The organism is Mesorhizobium sp. M0816 (assembly GCF_040320005.1).
Taxonomy (GTDB): domain Bacteria; phylum Pseudomonadota; class Alphaproteobacteria; order Rhizobiales; family Rhizobiaceae; genus Mesorhizobium.
Genome location: NZ_JAMYOT010000004.1, coordinates 37,395 through 58,087, shown reverse-complemented (window position 1 = coordinate 58,087; position 20,693 = coordinate 37,395). Strand labels below are relative to the sequence as shown.

The 20,693-nt window shown below is 62.7% G+C and carries 22 protein-coding genes and 2 pseudogenes; 12 read left to right on the top strand and 12 right to left on the bottom strand.

What is annotated here, in order from left to right:
• Positions 1-120: 120 nt before the first annotated feature.
• Positions 121-630 (top strand): GNAT family N-acetyltransferase, encoded by a 510-nt coding sequence (locus NKI17_RS06995; RefSeq protein ID WP_352797084.1) that lies wholly within the window; start codon positions 121-123, stop codon positions 628-630.
• A complete protein-coding gene (locus tag NKI17_RS06990; protein WP_352576042.1) occupies positions 627-1,658 on the top strand; it encodes a histone deacetylase family protein in 1,032 nt (343 codons plus the stop codon). Before NKI17_RS06995 ends, NKI17_RS06990 begins: the two co-directional genes overlap by 4 nt.
• A gap of 18 nt (positions 1,659-1,676) precedes the next feature.
• On the opposite strand, the pseudogene NKI17_RS06985 reads toward NKI17_RS06990, so the two are convergent.
• Positions 1,677-2,942, bottom strand: a pseudogene (locus tag NKI17_RS06985) (cysteine desulfurase-like protein).
• Between the two features lie 48 nt (positions 2,943-2,990).
• Positions 2,991-4,058: an aldo/keto reductase gene (locus NKI17_RS06980; protein ID WP_352623626.1), complete on the bottom strand. Its 1,068-nt coding sequence runs from the start codon at positions 4,056-4,058 to the stop codon at positions 2,991-2,993.
• A 385-nt stretch (positions 4,059-4,443) separates the two neighbouring features.
• Between NKI17_RS06980 and NKI17_RS06975 the strand changes: the two genes are divergently transcribed.
• Positions 4,444-4,608: a hypothetical protein gene (locus tag NKI17_RS06975; protein WP_352576036.1), complete on the top strand. Its 165-nt coding sequence runs from the start codon at positions 4,444-4,446 to the stop codon at positions 4,606-4,608.
• 52 nt (positions 4,609-4,660) lie between these two features.
• Here the strand turns inward: NKI17_RS06975 and NKI17_RS06970 are convergent, their stop codons facing one another.
• Positions 4,661-5,167 (bottom strand): DUF1993 domain-containing protein, encoded by a 507-nt coding sequence (locus tag NKI17_RS06970; RefSeq protein WP_352576034.1) that lies wholly within the window; start codon positions 5,165-5,167, stop codon positions 4,661-4,663.
• A gap of 123 nt (positions 5,168-5,290) precedes the next feature.
• Here NKI17_RS06970 and NKI17_RS06965 point away from each other — a divergent pair, with 123 nt between their 5' ends.
• Positions 5,291-6,340, top strand: coding sequence for a DUF1176 domain-containing protein (locus tag NKI17_RS06965; RefSeq protein ID WP_352576032.1), 1,050 nt, complete (start codon positions 5,291-5,293; stop codon positions 6,338-6,340).
• On the opposite strand, the gene NKI17_RS06960 is transcribed toward NKI17_RS06965, so the two are convergent.
• The 5 genes from NKI17_RS06960 to NKI17_RS06940 form a co-directional block, all read right to left on the bottom strand.
• Complete coding sequence (locus tag NKI17_RS06960) at positions 6,337-7,194, bottom strand: alpha/beta hydrolase (RefSeq protein WP_352576030.1); 858 nt, start codon at positions 7,192-7,194, stop codon at positions 6,337-6,339. The two genes, NKI17_RS06965 and NKI17_RS06960, sit on opposite strands and share 4 nt — an antisense overlap.
• A 92-nt stretch (positions 7,195-7,286) precedes the next feature.
• Entirely contained in the window at positions 7,287-8,897 is a 1,611-nt protein-coding gene (locus NKI17_RS06955; RefSeq protein WP_352576028.1) for an NTP transferase domain-containing protein, read from the bottom strand.
• A complete protein-coding gene (locus NKI17_RS06950; protein ID WP_352576026.1) occupies positions 8,894-9,598 on the bottom strand; it encodes an XdhC family protein in 705 nt (234 codons plus the stop codon). The genes NKI17_RS06955 and NKI17_RS06950 overlap by 4 nt, the downstream gene beginning before the upstream one ends.
• A 6-nt stretch (positions 9,599-9,604) precedes the next feature.
• Positions 9,605-9,943: an XdhC family protein gene (locus NKI17_RS06945; RefSeq protein ID WP_352570856.1), complete on the bottom strand. Its 339-nt coding sequence runs from the start codon at positions 9,941-9,943 to the stop codon at positions 9,605-9,607.
• 226 nt (positions 9,944-10,169) lie between these two features.
• Entirely contained in the window at positions 10,170-10,664 is a 495-nt protein-coding gene (locus NKI17_RS06940) for a flavin reductase (protein ID WP_023674737.1), read from the bottom strand.
• A gap of 179 nt (positions 10,665-10,843) precedes the next feature.
• Here NKI17_RS06940 and NKI17_RS06935 point away from each other — a divergent pair, with 179 nt between their 5' ends.
• Positions 10,844-11,917, top strand: coding sequence for a branched-chain amino acid ABC transporter substrate-binding protein (locus tag NKI17_RS06935; RefSeq protein WP_352576024.1), 1,074 nt, complete (start codon positions 10,844-10,846; stop codon positions 11,915-11,917).
• Between the two features lie 14 nt (positions 11,918-11,931).
• Entirely contained in the window at positions 11,932-12,951 is a 1,020-nt protein-coding gene (locus tag NKI17_RS06930) for a P1 family peptidase (RefSeq protein WP_352905700.1), read from the top strand.
• Between the two features lie 46 nt (positions 12,952-12,997).
• On the opposite strand, the gene NKI17_RS06925 is transcribed toward NKI17_RS06930, so the two are convergent.
• Positions 12,998-13,252, bottom strand: a complete 255-nt coding sequence (locus NKI17_RS06925) for a DUF2171 domain-containing protein (RefSeq protein WP_023674734.1) — start codon at positions 13,250-13,252, stop codon at positions 12,998-13,000.
• A 247-nt stretch (positions 13,253-13,499) separates the two neighbouring features.
• On the opposite strand from NKI17_RS06925, the gene NKI17_RS06920 reads away from it, so the two are divergent.
• The 4 genes and pseudogenes from NKI17_RS06920 (at position 13,500) to NKI17_RS06905 (ending at position 16,677) form a co-directional block, all read left to right on the top strand.
• A complete protein-coding gene (locus NKI17_RS06920; RefSeq protein WP_352619098.1) occupies positions 13,500-14,225 on the top strand; it encodes a DUF2259 domain-containing protein in 726 nt (241 codons plus the stop codon).
• An 11-nt stretch (positions 14,226-14,236) separates the two neighbouring features.
• Positions 14,237-14,738: pseudogene (locus tag NKI17_RS06915) on the top strand (hypothetical protein).
• A 59-nt stretch (positions 14,739-14,797) separates the two neighbouring features.
• The gene (purB, locus tag NKI17_RS06910) at positions 14,798-16,105 is read left to right on the top strand and encodes an adenylosuccinate lyase (protein WP_352905553.1); all 1,308 of its coding nucleotides are present in this window, start codon (positions 14,798-14,800) and stop codon (positions 16,103-16,105) included.
• Positions 16,105-16,677 (top strand): RBBP9/YdeN family alpha/beta hydrolase, encoded by a 573-nt coding sequence (locus NKI17_RS06905; RefSeq protein ID WP_023674730.1) that lies wholly within the window; start codon positions 16,105-16,107, stop codon positions 16,675-16,677. Before purB ends, NKI17_RS06905 begins: the two co-directional genes overlap by 1 nt.
• A gap of 1 nt (position 16,678) precedes the next feature.
• Here the strand turns inward: NKI17_RS06905 and NKI17_RS06900 are convergent, their stop codons facing one another.
• Positions 16,679-17,491, bottom strand: coding sequence for a VOC family protein (locus NKI17_RS06900; protein ID WP_352797076.1), 813 nt, complete (start codon positions 17,489-17,491; stop codon positions 16,679-16,681).
• 271 nt (positions 17,492-17,762) lie between these two features.
• On the opposite strand from NKI17_RS06900, the gene NKI17_RS06895 reads away from it, so the two are divergent.
• Positions 17,763-18,311: an RBBP9/YdeN family alpha/beta hydrolase gene (locus NKI17_RS06895; protein WP_023674728.1), complete on the top strand. Its 549-nt coding sequence runs from the start codon at positions 17,763-17,765 to the stop codon at positions 18,309-18,311.
• 98 nt (positions 18,312-18,409) lie between these two features.
• Here the strand turns inward: NKI17_RS06895 and NKI17_RS06890 are convergent, their stop codons facing one another.
• Positions 18,410-19,183 carry an HpcH/HpaI aldolase family protein gene (locus NKI17_RS06890; RefSeq protein ID WP_352576016.1) on the bottom strand — a complete coding sequence of 258 codons (774 nt, stop codon included), beginning with the start codon at positions 19,181-19,183 and terminating at the stop codon, positions 18,410-18,412.
• Positions 19,184-19,301: 118 nt separating this feature from the next.
• Positions 19,302-19,622 (bottom strand): DUF1476 domain-containing protein, encoded by a 321-nt coding sequence (locus tag NKI17_RS06885; protein ID WP_023674726.1) that lies wholly within the window; start codon positions 19,620-19,622, stop codon positions 19,302-19,304.
• A gap of 270 nt (positions 19,623-19,892) precedes the next feature.
• On the opposite strand from NKI17_RS06885, the gene purC reads away from it, so the two are divergent.
• Entirely contained in the window at positions 19,893-20,687 is a 795-nt protein-coding gene (gene purC, locus NKI17_RS06880) for a phosphoribosylaminoimidazolesuccinocarboxamide synthase (RefSeq protein WP_023674725.1), read from the top strand.
• The last annotated feature ends 6 nt before the right edge of the window (positions 20,688-20,693 follow it).

Sequence of the window (20,693 nt, the reverse complement as noted above, 5' to 3'; positions counted from 1 at the left end):
TCGCCGTCCTGCCCCTTTTTCAGCGTTGGAGATTGGCGAACGCGGAGGTGATCCGATCTCCCCCCTTGAGGGGGAGATGGCCGGCAGGCCAGAGGGGGGTGCCTTGGCATCGTACCTCCAGTGACTGTCGCTTTGCCCGAGATCAACATCCGGCCCGGGACCGTCGAGGACGTCGAAACCATCCACGCCGCACTCCTACGGCTCGGCGCGCATGTCGGCGCACATCAGGAGATCACCTCGACAGCTCAGGATCTCCGCACCTATGGCTTTGGCGAAAAGCCTGCCTTCTCGACCTTGATCGCCGAAGTCGGTGGCGAATTTGCCGGGCTTTGCCTGTATTTTCCGATCTTCTCGACATGGATGGGACGGCCCGGCGTCTATGTGCAGGACCTCTATGTCGAGGACCGTTTTCGTGGCCGCAGGATCGGCGAGCGCCTGCTGCGCCGGGTGGCGGCGCAGTGCCGGAAGGCAGGCGGCGTCTATCTCAGGCTGTCCGTCAACACCGACAACAAGACCGCCAAGGCTTTTTACGAACGGTTAGGCATTGGCTGGTCGAGCTACGAGCAGGTGCAGAAGATCGTCGGCGACGCCTTTTTCGCCTTTGCCGATGCACCGGAGGAGCCAACATGAAAGCCTTCTATGCCGAAGAACAGAAGCGCCACGACCCGAAGGCGTTCCTCTCAAGCGGCGCGCCGCAGCCCAATCCGGAAAAGCCGGAACGGGTCGAGCGATTGTTAGCCGGCACCAAGGCTGCCGGCTGCACGATCGAACGGCCGCGGGATCACGGGCTCGGCCCGATTGCGGCGGTGCATACGCCGGAATATCTCGATTTTCTCCAGCATATCTTCGCGCGCTGGCAGCGCATCGAGGGCGCCTCGGCCGAGGTCATCCCCAATATCCATCCGATCGCGCGGAACGGCTCCTATCCGGCCTCGGCGGTCGGCCAGGCCGGCTACCACATGGCCGACACCGCCTGCCCGATCTCCGGCGAGACGTGGCAGAGCGCGCTTTGGAGCGCCTGGAGCGCGGTTGAAACCGCCGAGGCGGTGATGTCGGGAGCGCCCGCCGCCTATGCGCTGTGCCGGCCGCCCGGCCATCACGCCTTTGCCGATGTCGCCGGCGGCTTCTGCTTCATCAACAATTCGGCCGTCGCTGCACAGGTTCTGCGCAAGCAGGCGGCGCGGGTGGCGATCCTCGATGTCGACCTGCACCACGGCAACGGCACGCAAGGCATCTTCTATGCCCGGCCGGACGTGCTCACCGTGTCGCTGCATGCCGACCCGGTGCGCTTCTACCCGTTTTTCTGGGGCTATGGCGACGAGCGCGGCGAAGGCGCCGGCCTCGGCTACAATCTCAACCTGCCGCTGCCGCGCAAATCCGGCGATGCAGCGTTCCTCGAAGCGCTGGAGGCATCGTTCCAGCGCATCAACGCCTTCTCGCCCGATGCGCTTGTGGTGGCGCTGGGGCTAGATGCCTTCGAAGGCGATCCGTTCGGCGGGCTGTCGGTGAGCACGCCTGGTTTTTCGCGCATTGGCGAGGTGATCGCCGGGCTCGGCCTGCCAACGGTCATCGTCCAGGAAGGCGGCTATCTCTGCGACGAGCTCGGCGACAATCTCACCGCCTTCCTCACCGGTTTTGGCGGCGCCCACAAGCGATGATCCGCCCGCGAGGGCCGCTCAGGATCGTTCCTGCCTCAGCATGGCGACAACGCGGTGCACGCTCTCCAGCGTCTCGTCGATTTCGGCTGAAGTGTTGTAATGAGCGATGCCGATGCGCACCACCCCCTGCTCGGCCGGAATGCCGAGCTGGTGGACGATCTCCCAGGCGTAGTTGTGGCCGGACCACAGGAAGATGTTTTCGGCATTCATCTGCCGCACGATCGTCTCCGGCACGATGCCTTCGACAGTGAACGACACCGTCGGCACACGCTCATTGATCCGCTTCGGATCGGTGATGCCGTGGATGGTCAGGCCGGCAATATCCGACAGACCGTCGATCAGCTGTTGCGCCAGCGGGTTCTCGTAAGCGATTGAAACTTCGAAGGCCTTGGCGATTTTCAGCCGACGCGATCCTTGCGCGCCGGCTGCCGCGCCCAACTCGGCAAAATAATCGACAGCCGCCGACAGGCCGGCCATCAATTCAATTTACGGCGTGCCGAGCTCGAAGCGCTCCGGCAAGGCATTGGACGAGCAACGGCATTTATACGGCTTAAGCGCATCGATAACGTCCAGCCTGCCCCACAAAATTCCCATATGAGGGCCGAAGAACTTGTAAGCCGAGCAGATTAGGAAATCGCAGCCGAGGTTTTGGACGTCGATCAGGCCATGCGGCGCGAACTGGACGGCATCGACGTAGACCAACGCACCAGCCCGCCTGGCGATGCCGGTCAACGCCTTCACCCGGTTGATCGACCCGGTGAGATTGCTGGCGTAGTTGAGCGCGACGAGCCGCGTCCTCTCGGAAAGCAGCGCGGCGAGCGCCGCCTCCTCGATCTGCCAGCTCTGCTGGTCGAAAGGCAGCCAGCGCACGACAAGGCCAAGGTCTTCGGCCAGTTGCAGCCAGGGTGAGACGTTGCCCTCATGGTCCATGCGGGTGAGGATGATCTCGTCCCCGGGCTTCATCGTGCGGCCGAGCGTTCGCGACATGTGGTAGGTCAATGTCGTCATGTTGGCACCGATGATAATTTCCTGCGGGCTCGCAGCGCCGAGAAAATCCGCCATCGCCAGATGGGCCTCGTCCCCGATGTCTTGTGCTGCAACGGTGGTCTCGAAGAAGCCGCCGAGGTTGGCATTCGTGGTCAGCAAGCAACGCGATACTGCGTCCGCCACCGACTGCGGCACCTGCGTGCCGGCAGGATTGTCGAGATAGATGCGCCGGCGGCCCTTGTCGGTCAGCGACAAGGCCGGAAATTTCGCGCGCACCGCGTCGATCCGGAAGTCCATGGCTGTTCCCCTCTCCTTATGACGATTGGACAACCGCGTCCCGACGCATCAAGGGCACGGATTGCCGACGCGCTGGTGGATCGCATCAACGGCTTTCTGCATGTCCTCGGTCCAGACCACGTCGGCGGAAGAGAGCGCCATTTCGAGTTGCGAAATGGTGGTGGCGCCGATGATGTTCGAGGTGACCAAGGGCCGGTTCGAGACATAGGCATTGGCAAAAAGCGCCGGCTCCATGCCGAAGGTGCGCGCCAACCGGTTGTATTCGAGCTGCACGTCGGCAGCATTGGGAGTCTCGTAGCGCTGGCCGCGGTTGAACAACTGCGAGCGCGAGCCCTGCGGCCGCGCGCCATGATCGTATTTGCCGGTCAAATAGCCTTGCGCCAGCGGCGAATAGGCAAGCAGCGACACCTGCTCGCGCTCGCAGACTTCGGCAAGGTTCACCTCGAAGGTGCGATTGACGAAATTGTAGGCGTTCTGCAGCGAGGCGACGCGCGGGCCGAGGCCCTTGTCGGCTTCGGCGATGAAACGCATGACTCCCCAGGAATTCTCGTTCGACAGGCCGAAATGGCGGATCTTGCCGGCCTTCACCAGTTCATCGAATACGGCAAGCGTCTCGGCGATCGGCGTCTCGCCTTCCGGCACGCCGGCGGCATCGGAGCGTCGCGGTACGGCGCCGATGCGGTTCGGATTGGCGCCCCACGGCACGTCGCGTTCCGGCCAATGGATCTGATAGAGGTCGATGTAATCGGTGTTGAGCCTGGCGAGTGACTTATCGATAGCGTCGAAGATATCGGCGCGCACCAGCTTAGACGGGCGGTCGCCGCGAAACCAACTGTTGGCGGTGCGACCAACTACCTTCGAGGCGATGATCACCTGGTCGCGATTGCGCTTCTCCTTCATCCAATTGCCGATGATTGTCTCGGTACGGCCTTGTGTCTCCGCCTTGGGCGGGATCGGATAGAGTTCGGCGGTGTCGATGAAATTGACGCCGCGAGCAAACGCCAGATCCATCTGGGCGTGACCGTCCGCCTCGGTGTTCTGCTGGCCCCAGGTCATCGATCCGAGGCAGATTTGCGACACGAAAAGATCGGTCTGGCCGAGACGGCGTTTGTGCATGGAGTTTCTCCGGTGGGAATTTTTGCGCGGCTGCGCGAGGAGGAAACAACAGCATACAGGAAAGCGCCGCCCGCTTCCAAGCCCACCGCCGGCAGGCCAGGCGACTTTCCCAGGACGCCGGCGAACCGGGTTTATCCCCGCGGCCAATAAAAAGCCGGACCGCATTTTCATGCAGTCCGGAATTTCGCCAGGAATGGCGAGGAAAAACCGGCCAAGTGCCGGCACTGACTCCTACGGTCGAAGCGCCACAGAAGTTTCGCCGGAACAGCCGAATTATGTCAAAAAAGATCGGGGCAGCATGGCTGCCATGCGGATGCTGCACTGCACAATTGTCATGATCTGCCTATATTGACGGCCGTGGAGGTTCAATAAAGGGGCTTGAATCATGGGATTCTTCACTGAAATGTTCGCCCGTCCGCGTCCGCGGGAACAGCTGCGCTATCGCGCGGCACTGGCGCTGCTCCATTCGATGAGCAATGCCGATCGCGCCGATATCGGCGTCAAGCCGTCCGATTTCCCGCGCATCGCCCGGGAAATGTCCCTGCGCTAAACAGTGCACCGCGAGATATCCCGGCGCGGCCGGGATATCTCCCGAGCGAATCTCAACGCAATCCGAGGAAAATCGACTTGCCCAATGGCACGCCGTTGTGACGCAGGATGTCATAGGCGGTGGTCAGGTGGAAATAGAAATTGGGCACGGCGGCATGCAGCAGATACTGCATTCCCGGCATCGACACTTCGCGCCCCGCAAGCCTCAGTTCGACCATTCTGTCATCTGAACCATCGAATTCGGCCGCCGAGAACGTGGCGAGTAGATCGAGCGTCTTGGTTATGCGCGCCTGCAGCTCGGCGAAGCTCGCCTCATTGTCCTCGTATTTTGGCACCTCGCGCCCGGCAAGCCGCGACGGCGCGCCCTTGGCGTGATCGGTGGCAATCTGTACCTGCCTGGTCAGGGCGAACATGTCCGGCGCCAGCCTCGCCGTGAGATACACCTGCGGGTCGATCTTGCGGTCAGCCGCATTTTGCTCGGCAATGTTCAGCACATTGGCTAGTGCCTTCAGCCTCGCCGAAAATACCGGCACGGATGCTTCATACATTGATATGGTCACAAGAAATCTCCACGCGGCCCGACTGCCGAGGGCGAGAGGTAGCGCTTTCGCAGGCGATTGTTCAAGCGTCACCACGCCGCCGCAATCGATATGATAGGATTTTTCATCGAGTGGAGGTTCCCGATGAGACGCGCCTTGTTCGCAGCGACCGCTTTTTTCTCCGTTGCCGCTACCAGCCAACCGGTGCTCGCCGCCGACGCGCCTTATATCGACGACAGGTCGAATGCCGAAGCGGTCATCCGGTCGCTTTATAGTGCCATCAGCCGGCACGAATTCGCGCGCGCCTGGGACTATTTCGGCGACACCAAGCCGGCCAAGGACTTCGATGCTTTCGTCAAAGGCTATGACGGCACCGACACGGTCGAAGTCAAAATCGGTGGTGTGTCCGAAGACGGTGCTGCCGGCAGCATCTATTACAGCGTCCCCGTCGCCATCCGGGCGACGGCCAACGACGGCAGCGAGAATGTCTTTGCCGGTTGCTACACGCTGCGCCAGATCAACGCTTCGATCCAGGAACCGCCATTTCGCGCGATCTTCATCGACAAGGGTGCGCTGAAACCCTCGAAGGCCGATTTCGAGGATGCCGTGCCGGCAAGCTGCGGCGAAGGACCGACGCCGCCGAAGAAGGACGCAGCGCTTGAGCAGGCCAAGAAGGCCTTCACAGCGACCTATGGCGACCAATGCGACAAGGACATGCCCGGCGGCGATCCGCGAGGAGAGCCGGACGCCTACTCGCTCCGCTACAAGGATGCGGGGGCGGCCGAAAACGAGCCCGAACGCGAGACACGGCTGTTTCGCTTTTTCTGCTCGATGGCCGCCTACAATGAGAGCGCAGTCTATTACATCTACGACGACGTATCGGGCGTCCGGCAATTGCAATTCGCGTCACCGGAACTCGATATTCGCTATGAGAACAACAATAGCGAAGGCAAGGTCGAGGGCATCAACATCATCGGCTTCCAGACCGACGACCAGTTGGTCAACTCCGAATATGACGAGGCCACCAAAACGATTTCATCCTTGAACAAGTGGCGCGGCGTCGGCGACGCCTCGTCGGCCGGCACCTACCTGTTTCGCCACGGCAATTTCTCGCTGGTGCAGTATGAGGTCGATGCCTCTTATGACGGCGAGATCAACCCGCAGACCGTGCTCGACTACAACACCGCGCCCTAAGGGACCTTCGACAACATCCAGTTGAGCGTGCCGCGCCAGTCGGTCATGCGGATAGGGGTGCCATGCGTGCCGGTCTCGAAGCGGACGAAGCGGGTCGGGTAGGCTTTCGATTTGGCCAGAATCGATCGGAAGAAGGCTTCCTGTTTCTCGATTGGAAACACCGGGTCCTTGCTGCCCTGGCCGAAGAAGACCGGCACACGACGCTTGAAGGCGGGGCTTGAGAAGAAACTCTCGTCCCACAGCGAGCCGAGCAGCAGCAGCCCGTCGATGCGCCCGCCGGAGTCCTTGCGGCCTGCCAGCTTCCAGCACAACGCGCCGCCCATAGAGCCGCAGGCGACGAAGATTTTTGCGCGCGGCGACTGTTCGGCATAGTGGCCGATCAATGCGGCGATCTGGGTGGCACCGGTGTCGCCGAAATCGGAAAAATCCGGCGACAGATAGAGGCCGCCATTGCCGGCCATCAGGTTCTTGATGCGGTTGAAATTGCCGCCGAAGGTGAAGTCGTCGGTGCCCTGCTTACGGCTGCCGCCCTGCCCGTGCAGGTAAAGCACGATGATGCTGGCGCCCCCGGTCTTGCCGACGGCAATGTGGCGGACATCGCCAGCGTCGGTCTTCAGCAAGAGATCCTGCTGCACCTTGCGCACGCCGGTTTCGGTGTATTGCGCGTGCACACGACGCTCAGGCACTTCGTCACGAGCGTTGATGTCGCGCAGCTCACGATAATCGACAACCGTATAGGCGCCGTTGTTTTCGGATGAGAGCGTGACCGGATAGGCGAACAGATCGTCCTTGAAGGGCTTGAGTTCGAGAGCGTTGGCGTAGGCGGCACAAGAGAGCGACAAAAGAATCGCCATCAGCAGGGCCGGGAGGCCGGAGGGAGGCAAGCGGAACCGGAAGCAGGAACGAAAGGCCATCCCTCAGCCATGCGTTTTTCGGCTTCGGTTTGTCAATCCTGCAGCACGCCGCCGGCGCCTTCCAGCGCCTCGCGCGTGTCGACATCGACGGCTGCCCCTTCGCCGATCTCGACATCGATGACGTCGAGCCCTTCGGCCTCGACCAGATGGCGGGCGCCGGTATCGCCTTCGAGGTGAGCGATCGCGGCAAACAGCGAACGCGGCAGCAGCACCGGATTGCCGCGCCGCCCGTCGTGCGAGGCCCGCACCACCGATCGGCCTTCGGACCTGCGGAACGCCTCGATCAGCTTGTCGAGGTCGGCCGAGGCGACGCCGGGCATATCGCCGAGGACAATCATGGCGCCTGCGGCGTCGCCGGAAATCTTGGCGATGCCGGCCTTCAGCGACGAAGACAGACCCTCGCCGAAATCCGGATTGTCGGCGAAGGTCACATCGAGGCCAGACAGTGCATCGCGCACGCGCTCGCGCTGGTGGCCAGTGACGACGATGGTGGCCCCGGCTTTCGAACCGACCGCGCGTTCGGCAGTGCGACGGACCAGCGGCTTGCCGTCGAAGAGCGCCAAGAGCTTGTTCGGCCCGCCCATGCGGCTGGAGCGGCCGGCGGCCAGAAGCACGATCTCGACCTTTGGTTCGGCTTTGGCCGGCAATGGCTCGCGCGGTTGCGGCCGCGTCGGAATTTCCATCAACAGCCCGCCGACACCCATGCCGGCAATATCCCTGGCGGTCACGTCGAGACCGGCGATCAGCCGGTCGAGCACCCAGTCGAAGCCGTTCTCCTTGGGACTGCGGGCGCAGCCCGGCGCACCGATGATGCGCTTGCCGCCTAGAGTGCCTAGCACCAGCAGATTGCCGGGATCGACCGGCATGCCGGCGCGGATGACAGTGCCGCCCGCCCTTTCGATCGCAGCAGGAACGATGTCGCCGAAATCGGCCATCGCCGAAGCGCCGAAGATCACCACCATATCGTTGTCGCGGATCAGCGAGGCCGCAGCCTCGGCGACGGGGATAATTTCATGCGGGGTTCGACGCTCCGCCGTCAGCCTGCCGCCCGAACGCGCCAGGCGCGCTTCGGTGACGCGCAGCGTCTTGTCGAGCACGCTGGGTTTGATGCCGGGCAGCACCGTCTGGATGACGCCGACGCGCACCGGCTGATAGGCGTTGACCGCAAATATCTCGCCGCCGGCGCAGATCCTTGCCACGGCATCGACCAAAGCGGAGGCGACCGCAAATGGGATGATCTTCACCGTTGCTACCATCTGACCTTTTTCGACCGGCGCATGCTGCGCCAGCGTGGCGATGGTGATCGTCGGATCGACGGCGTTGATGGCGTCGATCATCGCCGCGTCGACGGTGAACATGCCGGCAGCCTGCGCGTGGAGGTTGACCCTACCTGTCGCGGCGGGCCTCGCCTCGATGTTGCGATGGATCATGGATGCGGCGATCTTTTCGGCAGCGACGTCCTCGCTGAGATCATCGGGCGCCAACACCGCCGCTACGACCTCGGAAATGCCAGCGGCCTTCAACAGGGACACATCCCGGGCGCTTAGCCTGTGCGCCTTGCGGAAGCGGCGCTCTCCGGCTGTGGTGGCGTGCGCCAGCACTGCCCCTTCGGCCGCATCGATCGCAACGGGACCAAATTTCACGCGATGGCGCCTTTGGATTCGAGACCACGGGAGCGAAAGGCGTGGATCGCTTGCGCCAACACCGCGACGGCGATCTCGGCCGGGCTGGCAGCCCCAATGTCGAGGCCGATCGGGGCATGAATGCGGGCGATCTGGTCGGCGGTCGCTCCCGAAGCCAGCAGGCGTTCCACACGTTTGGCGTGGGTCTTGCGGCTGCCGAGCGCGCCGACATAAAAGCAGCCGGCGTCGAGCGCCGCCTTCAGCGCGAAATCGTCGATCTTCGGATCGTGGGTGAGAGCAGCCAGCGCCGTATAGCTATCGAGCGGCTGACGCGTCAGCACATCCTCTGGCCATTCGGCATGCAGCGCGATATCGGGAAAACGATCGGGCGTGGCAAAGGCCGTTCGCGGATCGATGATCTCGACAGGATAGCCGGCGATCCTGGCCATCGGTGCCAGCGCCTGGCTGATGTGGACGGCGCCGATCACCACCAGGCGCGGCTGCGGCAGATGTGCGTTGAGGAAGAAGGTCCGTCCCTCAGCTTCGGCCGAACCGGAATTGCCCGTGCGAAATGCCTTGGCGATGGCCGCCCCGAGTTCGCCGGCTACCCGGTCGCCCTCGCGCACGACACGGTCGCGGCCGTCGCCGAGATCGGTGACCAGGATTGCCGCGCGGCGGGCGCGGCGTTCGGCGTTGAGTGTCTTCAGCGCATAGGGATCCATTCGAGATCAACCCAATCTTTCTACATAGACCTTGATGCGGCCGCCGCATGACAGGCCGACTTGCCAGGCGGTCTCGTCTGCGACGCCGAATTCGAGCATTTTGGCCGTGCCGCTATCGATAACATCGACCGCCTCGGTCACCACCGCGCCTTCGACGCAGCCGCCCGAGACGGAGCCGTGGAAATTGCCTTCCGCGTCGATCACTAGGTGGCTGCCGACCGGGCGCGGCGCCGAGCCCCAGGTCTCGACCACGGTGGCAATGGCGACATCCTTGCCGTCCTTCATCCAGCCCTCCGCGATGATCAGCGGATCGCGGGCCTCATCGAGATAGATACTGTGTTCCATGATTTTCTCCCTGGCAGACATGTGGTTATGCGACGCGCTTCGCGCCAGCCTGGATCCACCGCCGCGGGTCGACCGAACGCATAAAAACAGCACGGTCGCCAGCGACCGGTCCGCCACATAATCCGCACGGGTCAACAGATCGAGCGTCTCGTCGATCATCCGCGGCGCCGGACGCGGTTTTCAACTCGGTCATTCTGTCTTCGCGGGCGCGGCCATCTGAAAGCCTCTACAAAGCGTGGTAGCCGCGGTTGTGATAGATCAGCGGCCGCAAATTATCGCCGATGCGCAAACCTGTAACCTTGCCAAAAAGCACACGGTGGGTGGCCAGATCCTTGGAGTCGATCAGTTCGCAGTCGAAGACGGCGAGCGCGCCCTTCAGCGTCGGCGCACCGGTCGAGATCACATCCCATTCGGCCAACGCGAAACGCTCCTCGACCGGCAGGCCGGTAATGCCGGAAAAGGCGATCGACAGCGGCTCCTGATCCGAAGCCAGCGTGTTCAGGGCAAATTTGCCGTTTTCCACGAACGGCTCGTTCTTGGGATTTTCACGATTGAGGCAAACCAGGATGGTTGGCGGCGTGTCCGACACCGAGCAGGCCGCGATCACCGTCGCGCCGCGCCTGCCGGCAGGGCCATCGGTGGTGACTACATGCACATGGCCAGCAAAATGGGCCATCGCGTCGCGGTAGGCCTGCGGCCCGATGTCATTCTTCTTCAGCACCGATGATTTTCCACTAGTCAGAACCAACCGTTATATATGGGGGGATATTGCAGGCCACAAGCGAAGTGCTTGACCTATATCCCGAATTCGCGTGTTGCGCCAAAGCTGGCCAGCCTTTAGGTCTTGACGGCATTGGCGCCGGCAACCACGCGACCGGCGTGGAGGAATTCTTCGCTCGCATGCGACCTTGGACAACCACGATAGCGGTGCTGGCCTGGCTCTCGGTCGCCTGCAGTGCAAATGCCGAGACGCTGCTGGTCGGCGTCGCGGCACCTTTGTCGGGGCCGTCGGCGATCCTCGGCAAACAGATCGAGGCCGGCGCGACAATGGCGGCTGAAGCGAACGATGCCGAAATCAAGTCGATCGATGACGCCTGCACGGCCGACGGTGGCGCCGCCGCCGCGCGGGAGTTCACCGCGGCCAAGGTCAACGTCGTCATCGGGTTTTTGTGCACCGACGCAATCGAGGCGGCTCTGCCGATCCTCAAGGATGCCGGCATACCGGTGATCACCGTCGGCGTGCGCACGGAAAGCCTGACCGACCGGCGCGCCAAGACCGGATGGCCGATCTATCGTCTCGGGCCGCGCGGCGACGACGAGCGCAATGCCGTCGCTGCCATCCTCACCCGCCTATGGCAAACCGAGCTGTTCGCCATAGTCGACGACGGCACGATCTATGGCCGCGAAATGGCCGAGACGTTTCGGGCAGCCGCCGAGCAAGCGGCTCTGAAGCCGGTGTTCGTCGACACGTTCCGGCCGCAGCTCGACAACCAGATCGGCCTGATCGGCCGGCTGAAGAAAGCCGGCGCAACGCATGTCTTTGCCGGCGGCGACGGCGATGATGTCGCCATTATGGGCCGGGATGCCGGCCAGCTAAATACCGGCATGGTGTTTGCCGGCGGCGAAGCGTTGCGCGCGCCGCCCGGCGACGTGCCTTATGCCGTCGGCACGCTGATGATCGCGCCGCCCGAATGGGCCGACGTCGCCGACCCCAAGGTACTGCAAAGCTTTGCAGCACAAAACATCGTGCCGGAAGGTTACACGCTTCCCGCCTATGCCGCGGTCGAGATCGCCAAGGCGGCTTCAGCATTGCCGCAAAGCTCCGGCGAGAGGCTGGCCAACGTGCTGACCGCGCATGACTTCACCACGGCGATCGGACCGATCCGCTTTGACGAAAAAGGTGACCTGACGCAAAATCCTTATCGAGCCTACCGTTTCGACGGCGGCCGTTTCGCGCCGGCGGAGAGCCAATGATGTCCAGCACAGGGATGTTCCATACGGGTCCGCGCAATCTCATCACGGACGTCGCCGGCCTGCGTGTCGGCAATGCGGCGAATGCCAAGCTGAAATCCGGTGTGACCACCGTCATCTGCGACGAACCGGCCGTGGCCGGCGTGCAAATCCTGGGCGGTGCGCCGGGCACCCGCGAAACCGACCTGCTCGAGCCGCACAATTCGATCCACGCCATCCATGCCGTGGTGCTTTCGGGCGGGTCGGCTTTTGGCCTCGACGCCGCGTCGGGGGTGCAGGCGGCATTGCGTGAAAGGCGCATCGGCGTCGAGGTCGGCGGCTTTCGCGTGCCGATCGTGCCGGCGGCGATCCTGTTCGATCTGCGCAATGGCGGCGACAAGGATTGGGGCCGGTATCCGCCTTACCGCGACCTCGGCTACGAAGCCGCGCAAGCCGCCGCGATCGACTTTGCGCTCGGCACCGCCGGCGCGGGTGCCGGCGCGCTGAGCTCCGGCCTGAAGGGCGGGCTCGGCTCGGCCTCGACGGTGCTGGACAGCGGCGTCACCATCGGCGCGCTTGCCGCCGTCAACCCGACCGGCTCGGTGACGGTCGCCGGGACCCGCCATTTCTGGGCGGCACCGTTCGAGATCGGCGACGAGTTCGGCGGGTTAGGCTATCCCCACCCGATGCCTGACGATGCCAGAAAGGTCCTGCTGAAGTTCCGTGACAGGTATGCCGCAGAGCAGGCGGAAACCGGCGCCAACACGACCATCGCCGTGATCGCCACCGATGCGGTACTCACGAAGGCCGCCGCCAAACGCCTGGCGATATCGGCGCATGACGGCTTTGTCCGTGCCATTTGGCCGACGCATACGCCCGCCGACGGCGATCTGGTCTTCGCGCTGGCAACGGGCAAGAGCGGCATCGAGCTTGAGCCCGACGATGCAATCGATCTCTACGCCGCGGCCGGCGCCACGATGGCGCGCGCCATCAGCCGCGGCGTCTTTGCCGCGACGTCGGCCGAGGGCGATCTGTTCCCGGTCTGGTCGTCGCGCTGAACGCGCAACGCTCATTCGGGTGAGCCGTAATCAGACTGGATTATGATCAGGTGGGTTCGGATTTTTCTTCCTCGAACGTGACCGCAACATCCGAGTTTGCCGACAGCCGCACCTTCTGGCCCTCGACCTCGGCGACAAGGCTGAGAGGAATGAAGTGGTGATGGCCCCTGTGAGCGCCCTCGCCGCTGTCGCGCTTGGTCAGCTTTATGCGATCTCCGTCAACCTTGTCGACGGTACCGACATGGACGCCGTCGGCACCGATCACTTCCATACGTTCGCGAATCTTGGCTGCATCTGTCATGGGGGTCTCCCTTAGAGCGCCGCGCGTCCCTTTGGACGCGCAAACGACGCTCTAAACATTTTGAATCAATGCATCGTGCCTTCCGAAAATCGATTCTGATTTTCGGAAGGCACAATGCGGTGAAGCTGCCGACAATAACAAACGGCGGCCGGATTGGATGCATCGACTTTGTGTTTCAGTCAGCACGATCTTTTGACGGCATCGTGATAGGAATTTAACGGCGTCGACCGCCGGAATGGAAAGCCCCATGCGAAATCTTGCCCTGTTTGCAGTCTGCCTGCTTGCCCCGCTTGCAACTTTGGCCGCCGCCCACGCAGGCGATGTCGCCGAGCTTGAGATCCTCGGCTTCAGCAGTGATGGCGGGGTCTTTGCCTTCGAGGAATACGGCGTCCAGGACGGATCGGGATTTCCCTATGCGACCCGCTATTATATCGACACGGCCGACGACAGTTTCCTGAAGGGCTCGCCGATACGTGTCCGGCTCGACGACGAGAATGCCACGGTGGCCGCAGCGCGGCTGCAGGCCCGGCAAAGGGGCGAAGCGATCGTCAGTCAGGCGGAACTCACGGCAAATCGCGGCATCACCGCCGGCTTCAACCCGGTGACCGAGCTTTCTGCCGATCCCTTCCGCATGGTGGTCAATCCGCGCCCGATCTTCTCGCCGGTCGACGATCCGCTCGAGTTCCGGCTCGACCAGATCGGCATGAATGACACCGAACGCTGCCAGAGCCAGGGCGAGATCAATGGCTTTCGCCTGCTGCGCATCGAGGCGAAGGATGGCGGCCAGACGAGGATCATTCACGAGGACAAATCGATCCCGCAAAGCAGAGGCTGTCCGAATGGCTACCAGATCGGCGCGGTTCAGACATTTTCGCTGGATAGCCTCAGCGCCTATGCCGTGCTGATCGCGGTGCGCCAATACGGCTTCGAAGGGCCGGACTATCGCTGGATCGCGGTAACCGGTCGCCTGTGAAGTTCCCCGCCATGCGCTATCGCGCTCTGGGCCGTCTTCGCCGTGCTCTGCCGTCGCTGCGCACCGCATTTGCCGGTGCCTTGCTGTGGGCCATGGCGATGGGCGCCAGCGCGCTGCTCAAATCTGCTGCAGTACGATTGGGAGACCCCGGCAAAGATCCGCTTCGTCTCGCTGCTTTATGCTGCCGGCGGCGCGCTGGCCTTCCCGGTTGGGCTGTTCCTAGCGCGGCTCGTCTCGCTCGGACGCCACTGGGAAATCGCCCTCGCCGCCGCCTTCGTCTGCCTTCTCGCCACGACAATTACCTTCACCGGCGGCCTCTTTGGGCTGCAATACCGCTCCTACTACGTCCAATGGCATGCACCCGCGCTCACCATCACCTGGGTTTTCCAGTTCGTGTTCACGATGTTGACGGCGCTCTATCAGTTCGTCGTCCTTGGCATCCGGCTGTATTTTCCGCTCGGTTTCATTGCGCTCGCTGTCGCCAGTGTCTGGTTTGCGCGCCAGCAACGTTGAGCATTTTGCCTGCCTCTGATAGGACGCGGGCAAATGCTCTCGCAAGTCAGGACCGAATGATGATCCCTCGCTACTCCCGGCCGGAAATGGTGGCCATCTGGTCGCCCGAAACCCGGTTCCGCATCTGGTTCGAGATCGAGGCCTACGCCTGCGACGCATTGGCCGAGCTCGGCGTCATCCCGAAGGAGGCCGCCAAGACCATCTGGGAGAAAGGCGGAGCGGCGAAGTTCGACGTCGACGCCATCGACGAGATCGAGCGGGTCACCAAGCATGACGTCATCGCCTTTCTCACCCATCTTGCCGAATTCGTCGGGCCGGATGCCCGCTTCATCCACCAGGGCATGACATCCTCCGACGTTCTCGACACCTGTTTTGCCGTGCAGCTCACCCGCGCCAGCGACATCCTGCTGGCCGACATTGACGGGCTGCTTGCGGCGCTCAAGCGCCGCGCCTTCGAGCACAAGGACACCATCACCATCGGCCGCAGCCACGGCATCCATGCCGAGCCGACCACCTTCGGCGTCAAGCTGGCGCAGGCCTATGCCGAATTCTCGCGTTGCCGCGAGAGGCTGGTGCACGCACGCGAGGACATCGCCACCTGCGCCATCTCCGGTGCGGTCGGCACCTTTGCCAACATCGACCCATATGTCGAAGAATACGTGGCCAAGAAACTCGGACTGAAGCCGGAGCCGGTGTCGACGCAGGTGATCCCGCGCGACCGCCACGCGATGTTCTTCGCCACGCTCGGCGTGATCGCCTCGTCGATCGAGCGGCTGGCGATCGAGGTGCGCCATCTGCAGCGCACCGAGGTACTTGAAGCAGAAGAGTACTTTTCACCCGGACAGAAGGGTTCGTCGGCGATGCCGCACAAGCGCAACCCGGTGCTGACCGAGAACCTCACCGGCCTTGCCCGCATGGTGCGCTCCTTCGCATTGCCGGCAATGGAGAATGTGGCGCTGTGGCACGAGCGCGACATCTCGCATTCCTCGGTCGAGCGCATGATCGGGCCAGACGCGACGGTGACGCTCGATTTCGCGCTGTCGCGACTGACCAGCGTCTTCGACAAATTGCTGGTCTACCCCGACAACATGCTGAAGAACATGAACAAGTTCCGCGGCCTGGTGCATTCGCAACGCGTGCTGCTGGCGCTAACGCAAGCCGGTGTTTCACGCGAGGACGCCTACCGGCTGGTACAGCGAAACGCCATGAAGGTGTGGGAGCAAGGCGCTGATTTCCTTGAGGAACTGCTGGCCGACAAGGACGTTGCCGCAGCCCTGCCCGAGGCCGAGATCCGCGAGAAATTCGACTTGGGCTATCATACCAAGCACGTCGATACGATCTTTAGCCGAGTGTTCGGAGAAGCCTGATGATTTCGTCGGCCGGAGATTTCGATTTCCTTGCCCTGCCCGGGCGCGGCAATTCCGGGCCGGATCATTGGATGTCGCATTGGTGCCGGGTGTTCCCCAATTCGACCCGCGTGCTGCAGGCCGAGTGGGACCGGCCTAAGCCTGAAGACTGGATCGGCCAGTTGGATGCCGCGGTGGCCGCCGCACCGCGGCGCGTCGTGCTGCTTGCGCATTCGCTGGCGGTGGCGACGGCGGTGAAGTGGGCTGCCGGCGCCAGTCAAGGCCAACTCGACAAGGTCGCGGCGGCATTCCTGGTTGCCGCGACCAATGTCGAGGATGCCGATCCCTCATTCGACGCGGTGCGCCCGTTCGCGCCGATGCCGCTGAAGCGCCTGCCCTTCCCGACATTGGTGGTGGCGAGCCGCAGCGACCCACGCGTCACCTTCGACAAGGCGACCGCTTTTGCCGCCGCCTGGGGCGCGGATATCGCCGATGCCGGCGATCTTGGCCATATGGGGAACGAGGCCGGCCTCGGCGTATGGCCAGCGGGCCTGCTCATGCTTGGCCGCTTGTTCGAAAAAGCAAACCTCTAACCTACGCCTTACAGGGAACCGTCCTTATCACCGTGCCCCACGGATCCTCGCGGGTGGTCTCGCTTGCGGCATTGTCCGAGCGCATCTCGACCCAGGCCAAGCCGGAGCGGGCGGGATCGCGGCGACCGGCGCCCGCGCTCTGCCACGCATTTGCGCCAATGTGGTGATGATAGCCGCCGGACGACAGGAACACCGCCGCGCCACCGTACTTTGCCACTGTGTCGAAACCGAACTCCTGATGCCACCATGCTTCGGCTTCTTCCGGCCTGCCGACCCGCAAATGGACGTGGCCGATAATGCTGTTTTCCGGCGCGCCCTGCCAGCCGGTGTCGCCGGCCGGCACCTCGGCAACGACCGACGGAATGTTCAGCCGCTCCGTCGCCATCGCTATCTTGTCACCGTTCCATTTCCAGTCCTGCGGACGGCGGTCGGCATAGATCTCGATGCCGTTGCCTTCCGGATCGGTTAGGTAAAGAGCCTCGCTGACCAGATGATCGGATGCGCCCTCGATGCCGATCTTGCCGGCGATGGCGTGATTGATCCAGCGGCCGAGATCGGCCCGGCTGGGTAGCAGGAAGGCGGTGTGGAAAAGACCGGCGCTGCGCGGGTCATCGGGTTTCGCGGCCAGATCCGCTTCGATGTCGAGCAAAGGGCGATTGACTGCGCCGAGCGTAATCGTGCCGCCGGCGCGGCTCAGTTCCTGCAAACCGACGACTTTGCGATAGTAGGCAGCGAGATTGTCTGCATCGCGCGCCCTCAAGCCGACGCGGGCAACGCTGACCGGGGTCGTCGCGGCAAAAGGCAGTTCGCTCATCAAAGTGCTCCGTTCAGGCGGCGCTCGACAAGCTTCCAACAGAGCAATCCGGCGCCATCAATCATTCTACGCCATGTCCGTGCCAAAATCTCGGAACAGCCATTCTTTCCTGGCGACAGATCGTTGATCGCGATCGTTCACACAAGAGCGCAAGAAGCGAACAGGGTGTTCACAATCGCGAGCAGAACCGGGCTCGTGAGCGGCCGTTTGCGTGTCGCTGTTGAGTTCATACCCGGTTGCACCCGACAGCGCCTCTCGCTACATGCGCGCCATGAAAGTCAGGGAAGCAGATATTCTCATCGTGCCGGGCTACACCAATTCCGGCCCCGATCATTGGCAGAGCCGCTGGCAGTCGAAACTATCGACAGCGCGCCGCGTCGAACAGGCGGAATGGTCGAAGCCGGTGCGCGAGGATTGGACGGCCGGTGTCGCCAAGGCGGTTAACGAGGCCGAGCGGCCGGTCGTCATCGTCGCCCATTCGCTTGGCGTCGCGGCGGTCATTCAAGCATTGCCTCGGTTCGAGAGGCCGGTCGCCGGCGCTTTCTTCGTGGCGCCGCCCGATGTCGCCAATCCAGAGATAAAGCCGAGGCACCTGATGACCTTCGGCCCCTATCCGCGTGACCCGCTGCCGTTTCCGTCGGTGGTGATCGCCAGCCGCAACGACCCGTTCTGCGCCTTCGGCGTCGCCGAGGACATTGCCGGGGCGTGGGGCTCGCTATTCATCGACGCCGGCGATGCCGGTCATCTCAACGCGGATTCCGGCTTCGGCCCCTGGCCTGAAGGCTCGATGACGTTCGCGAAATTCCTGACGGATCTTTAGAGCGGTTCACCGTTTCACGGAAACGGCGAACCGCTCTATCTCTTTGTTTTGACGCAATTCCGGACGGAAAACCGTTTCACACTTTTCCTGGAATTGCTCTAGGAAGCGATCGAATCCCTGACGCTGTTCAGCAGGGTCTTTGCCCCAAGCGAAATCAGCGAATGCTCGGAACCCATCGCCAGCAGCCGGTAACCCATCGACACCACGCGACCGGCGATGGCCGGTTCCATCACATAGATCGCCGCATGCTTGCCGGCTTTGCGGGTGCGCTCGGCGATCGAGGCGACGGTCCCCATCATGCTCTCCAGCGTCGAACTGACGGTGGTGCCCTTCGACCAGGCGATCGAGAAATCCGACGGGCCAAGGAAGATACCGTCGATGCCCGGCGTGTCGAGGATGCCGTCGAGTGCATCAAGCGCGGCCCGCGTTTCGACCATGGCGAACGCCATGGTGCGCTGGTTGCTGTCGCGCAGCCAGTCGGCATAGTCGCCCTTGCCATGGCGCGGAAAAGCATAGGTCGGGCCCCAGGAGCGCTCGCCGAGTGGCGGGTATTTCATTGCGGCAGCAAACAGCTTTGCATCCGCCACCGAATTCACCATCGGGGCGATCACCGCCTCGGCGCCGAAGTCAAGCGCACGGCTGGCCATGTCGAAGCGGCCGACCGGGATGCGTACCAAAGCCGGCTTGTTGGCGGCCAGCACCGGCACAAGCCCGCGCAGCACGCTATCCTCGTGATGGCCACCATGCTGCATATCGAGCGTAACCGCGTCGAACCCTTGCCTGGCCAGTATCTCGACCGTCAAGGCATCCGGCACGCCGGACCATGCGGTGAACAGCGTCTCGTCGGCCGCAAGGCGTGACTTCAGGGACATTGGCGATTTCCTCTTTGCTTGCAGCAATTCAGCCGGAAATGACCGCAAAGGCAAAGAAAAACCGCCCGGTGAGGCCGGGCGGTCGATTGGTCCAGCATTCGAAGAGTATCGATGGGGATCAGGTGTTCTTGATCTGCTCGATCGCCTGCGCCATCAATTCATCCATGGTGCGGCGGATCTGATGGTCCGACTGGTCGATGCCGGCGGCATCGAAATCCTTGCGTATCTTGCGGAAAACGTCGTGATCGCCGGCTTCCTCGATGTCGCTGACGACCACTTCCCTGGCATAAGCGTCGGCATCAGCGCCGGACTTGCCGAGCTTTTCGGCAGCCCACAGGCCGAGCGCTCTGTTGCGGCGTGCCGCAGCCTTGAACCGAAGTTCCTCGTCGAATGCGAATTTGCGCTCAAAGCCCTCTTCGCGGTCTTTCATGCTGCTCATGGCATCCCTCCGTGAAATCCGATTCGTTGTGCCAATATGTGTTGCCGGAGCACAAACCAAAAGGGCGCCGGCCGGTCAATATGCTACATTGCTTGCTGCGCTGCGGCATTTCGGTGCCCGAAAGCGGTTGATTGAAAGGATTTGCCGATTGAGCAAACAGTGCGATTGGGATAGACACCGGCATTGAACCCCACCGTCGCCATCTTATTTTAGGCAGACGGACAGGAACTGGTCGCTTGCCGCCTGCCCGCAAATCCAGAGAAAAATCAGATGAAAAATCGCCGCCGCATTTATGAAGGCAAGGCCAAGATCCTTTATGAGGGACCGGAGCCTGGCACGCTGATCCAGTTCTTCAAGGACGACGCTACCGCTTTCAACAAGAAGAAGCATGAAATCGTCGATGGCAAAGGCGTGCTCAACAACCGCATTTCCGAGCACATCTTCAATCATCTCAACCGGATGGGCATTCCGACCCACTTCATCCGCCGGCTCAACATGCGCGAGCAGTTGATCAAGGAAGTCGAGATCATCCCGCTCGAAGTGGTGGTGCGCAACGTCGCCGCCGGCTCGCTGGCCAAGCGCCTGGGCATCGAGGAAGGCACCGTGCTGCCGCGCTCGATCATCGAATTCTATTACAAGGCCGATGCGCTCGACGATCCGATGGTATCGGAAGAGCACATCACCGCCTTCGGCTGGGCGAGCCCACAGGAGATCGACGATGTCATGGCGCTGGCCATTCGCGTCAACGACTTCCTTTCCGGCCTGTTCATGGGCGTCGGCATCCAGCTGGTCGATTTCAAAATCGAATGCGGCCGCCTGTTCGAAGGCGATATGATGCGCATCGTCGTTGCCGATGAGATCTCGCCGGATTCCTGCCGGCTGTGGGACGTGGCGACGCAGGACAAGCTCGACAAGGACCGCTTCCGCCGCGACATGGGCGGGCTGGTCGAGGCTTATCAGGAAGTTGCCCGCCGTCTCGGCATCATGAACGAGAACGAGCCACCGCGTCCGGCCGGGCCGGTGCTCGTCGCATCGACCGACGGTGTCAAAGGTAAGCCGCACTGACGGCTT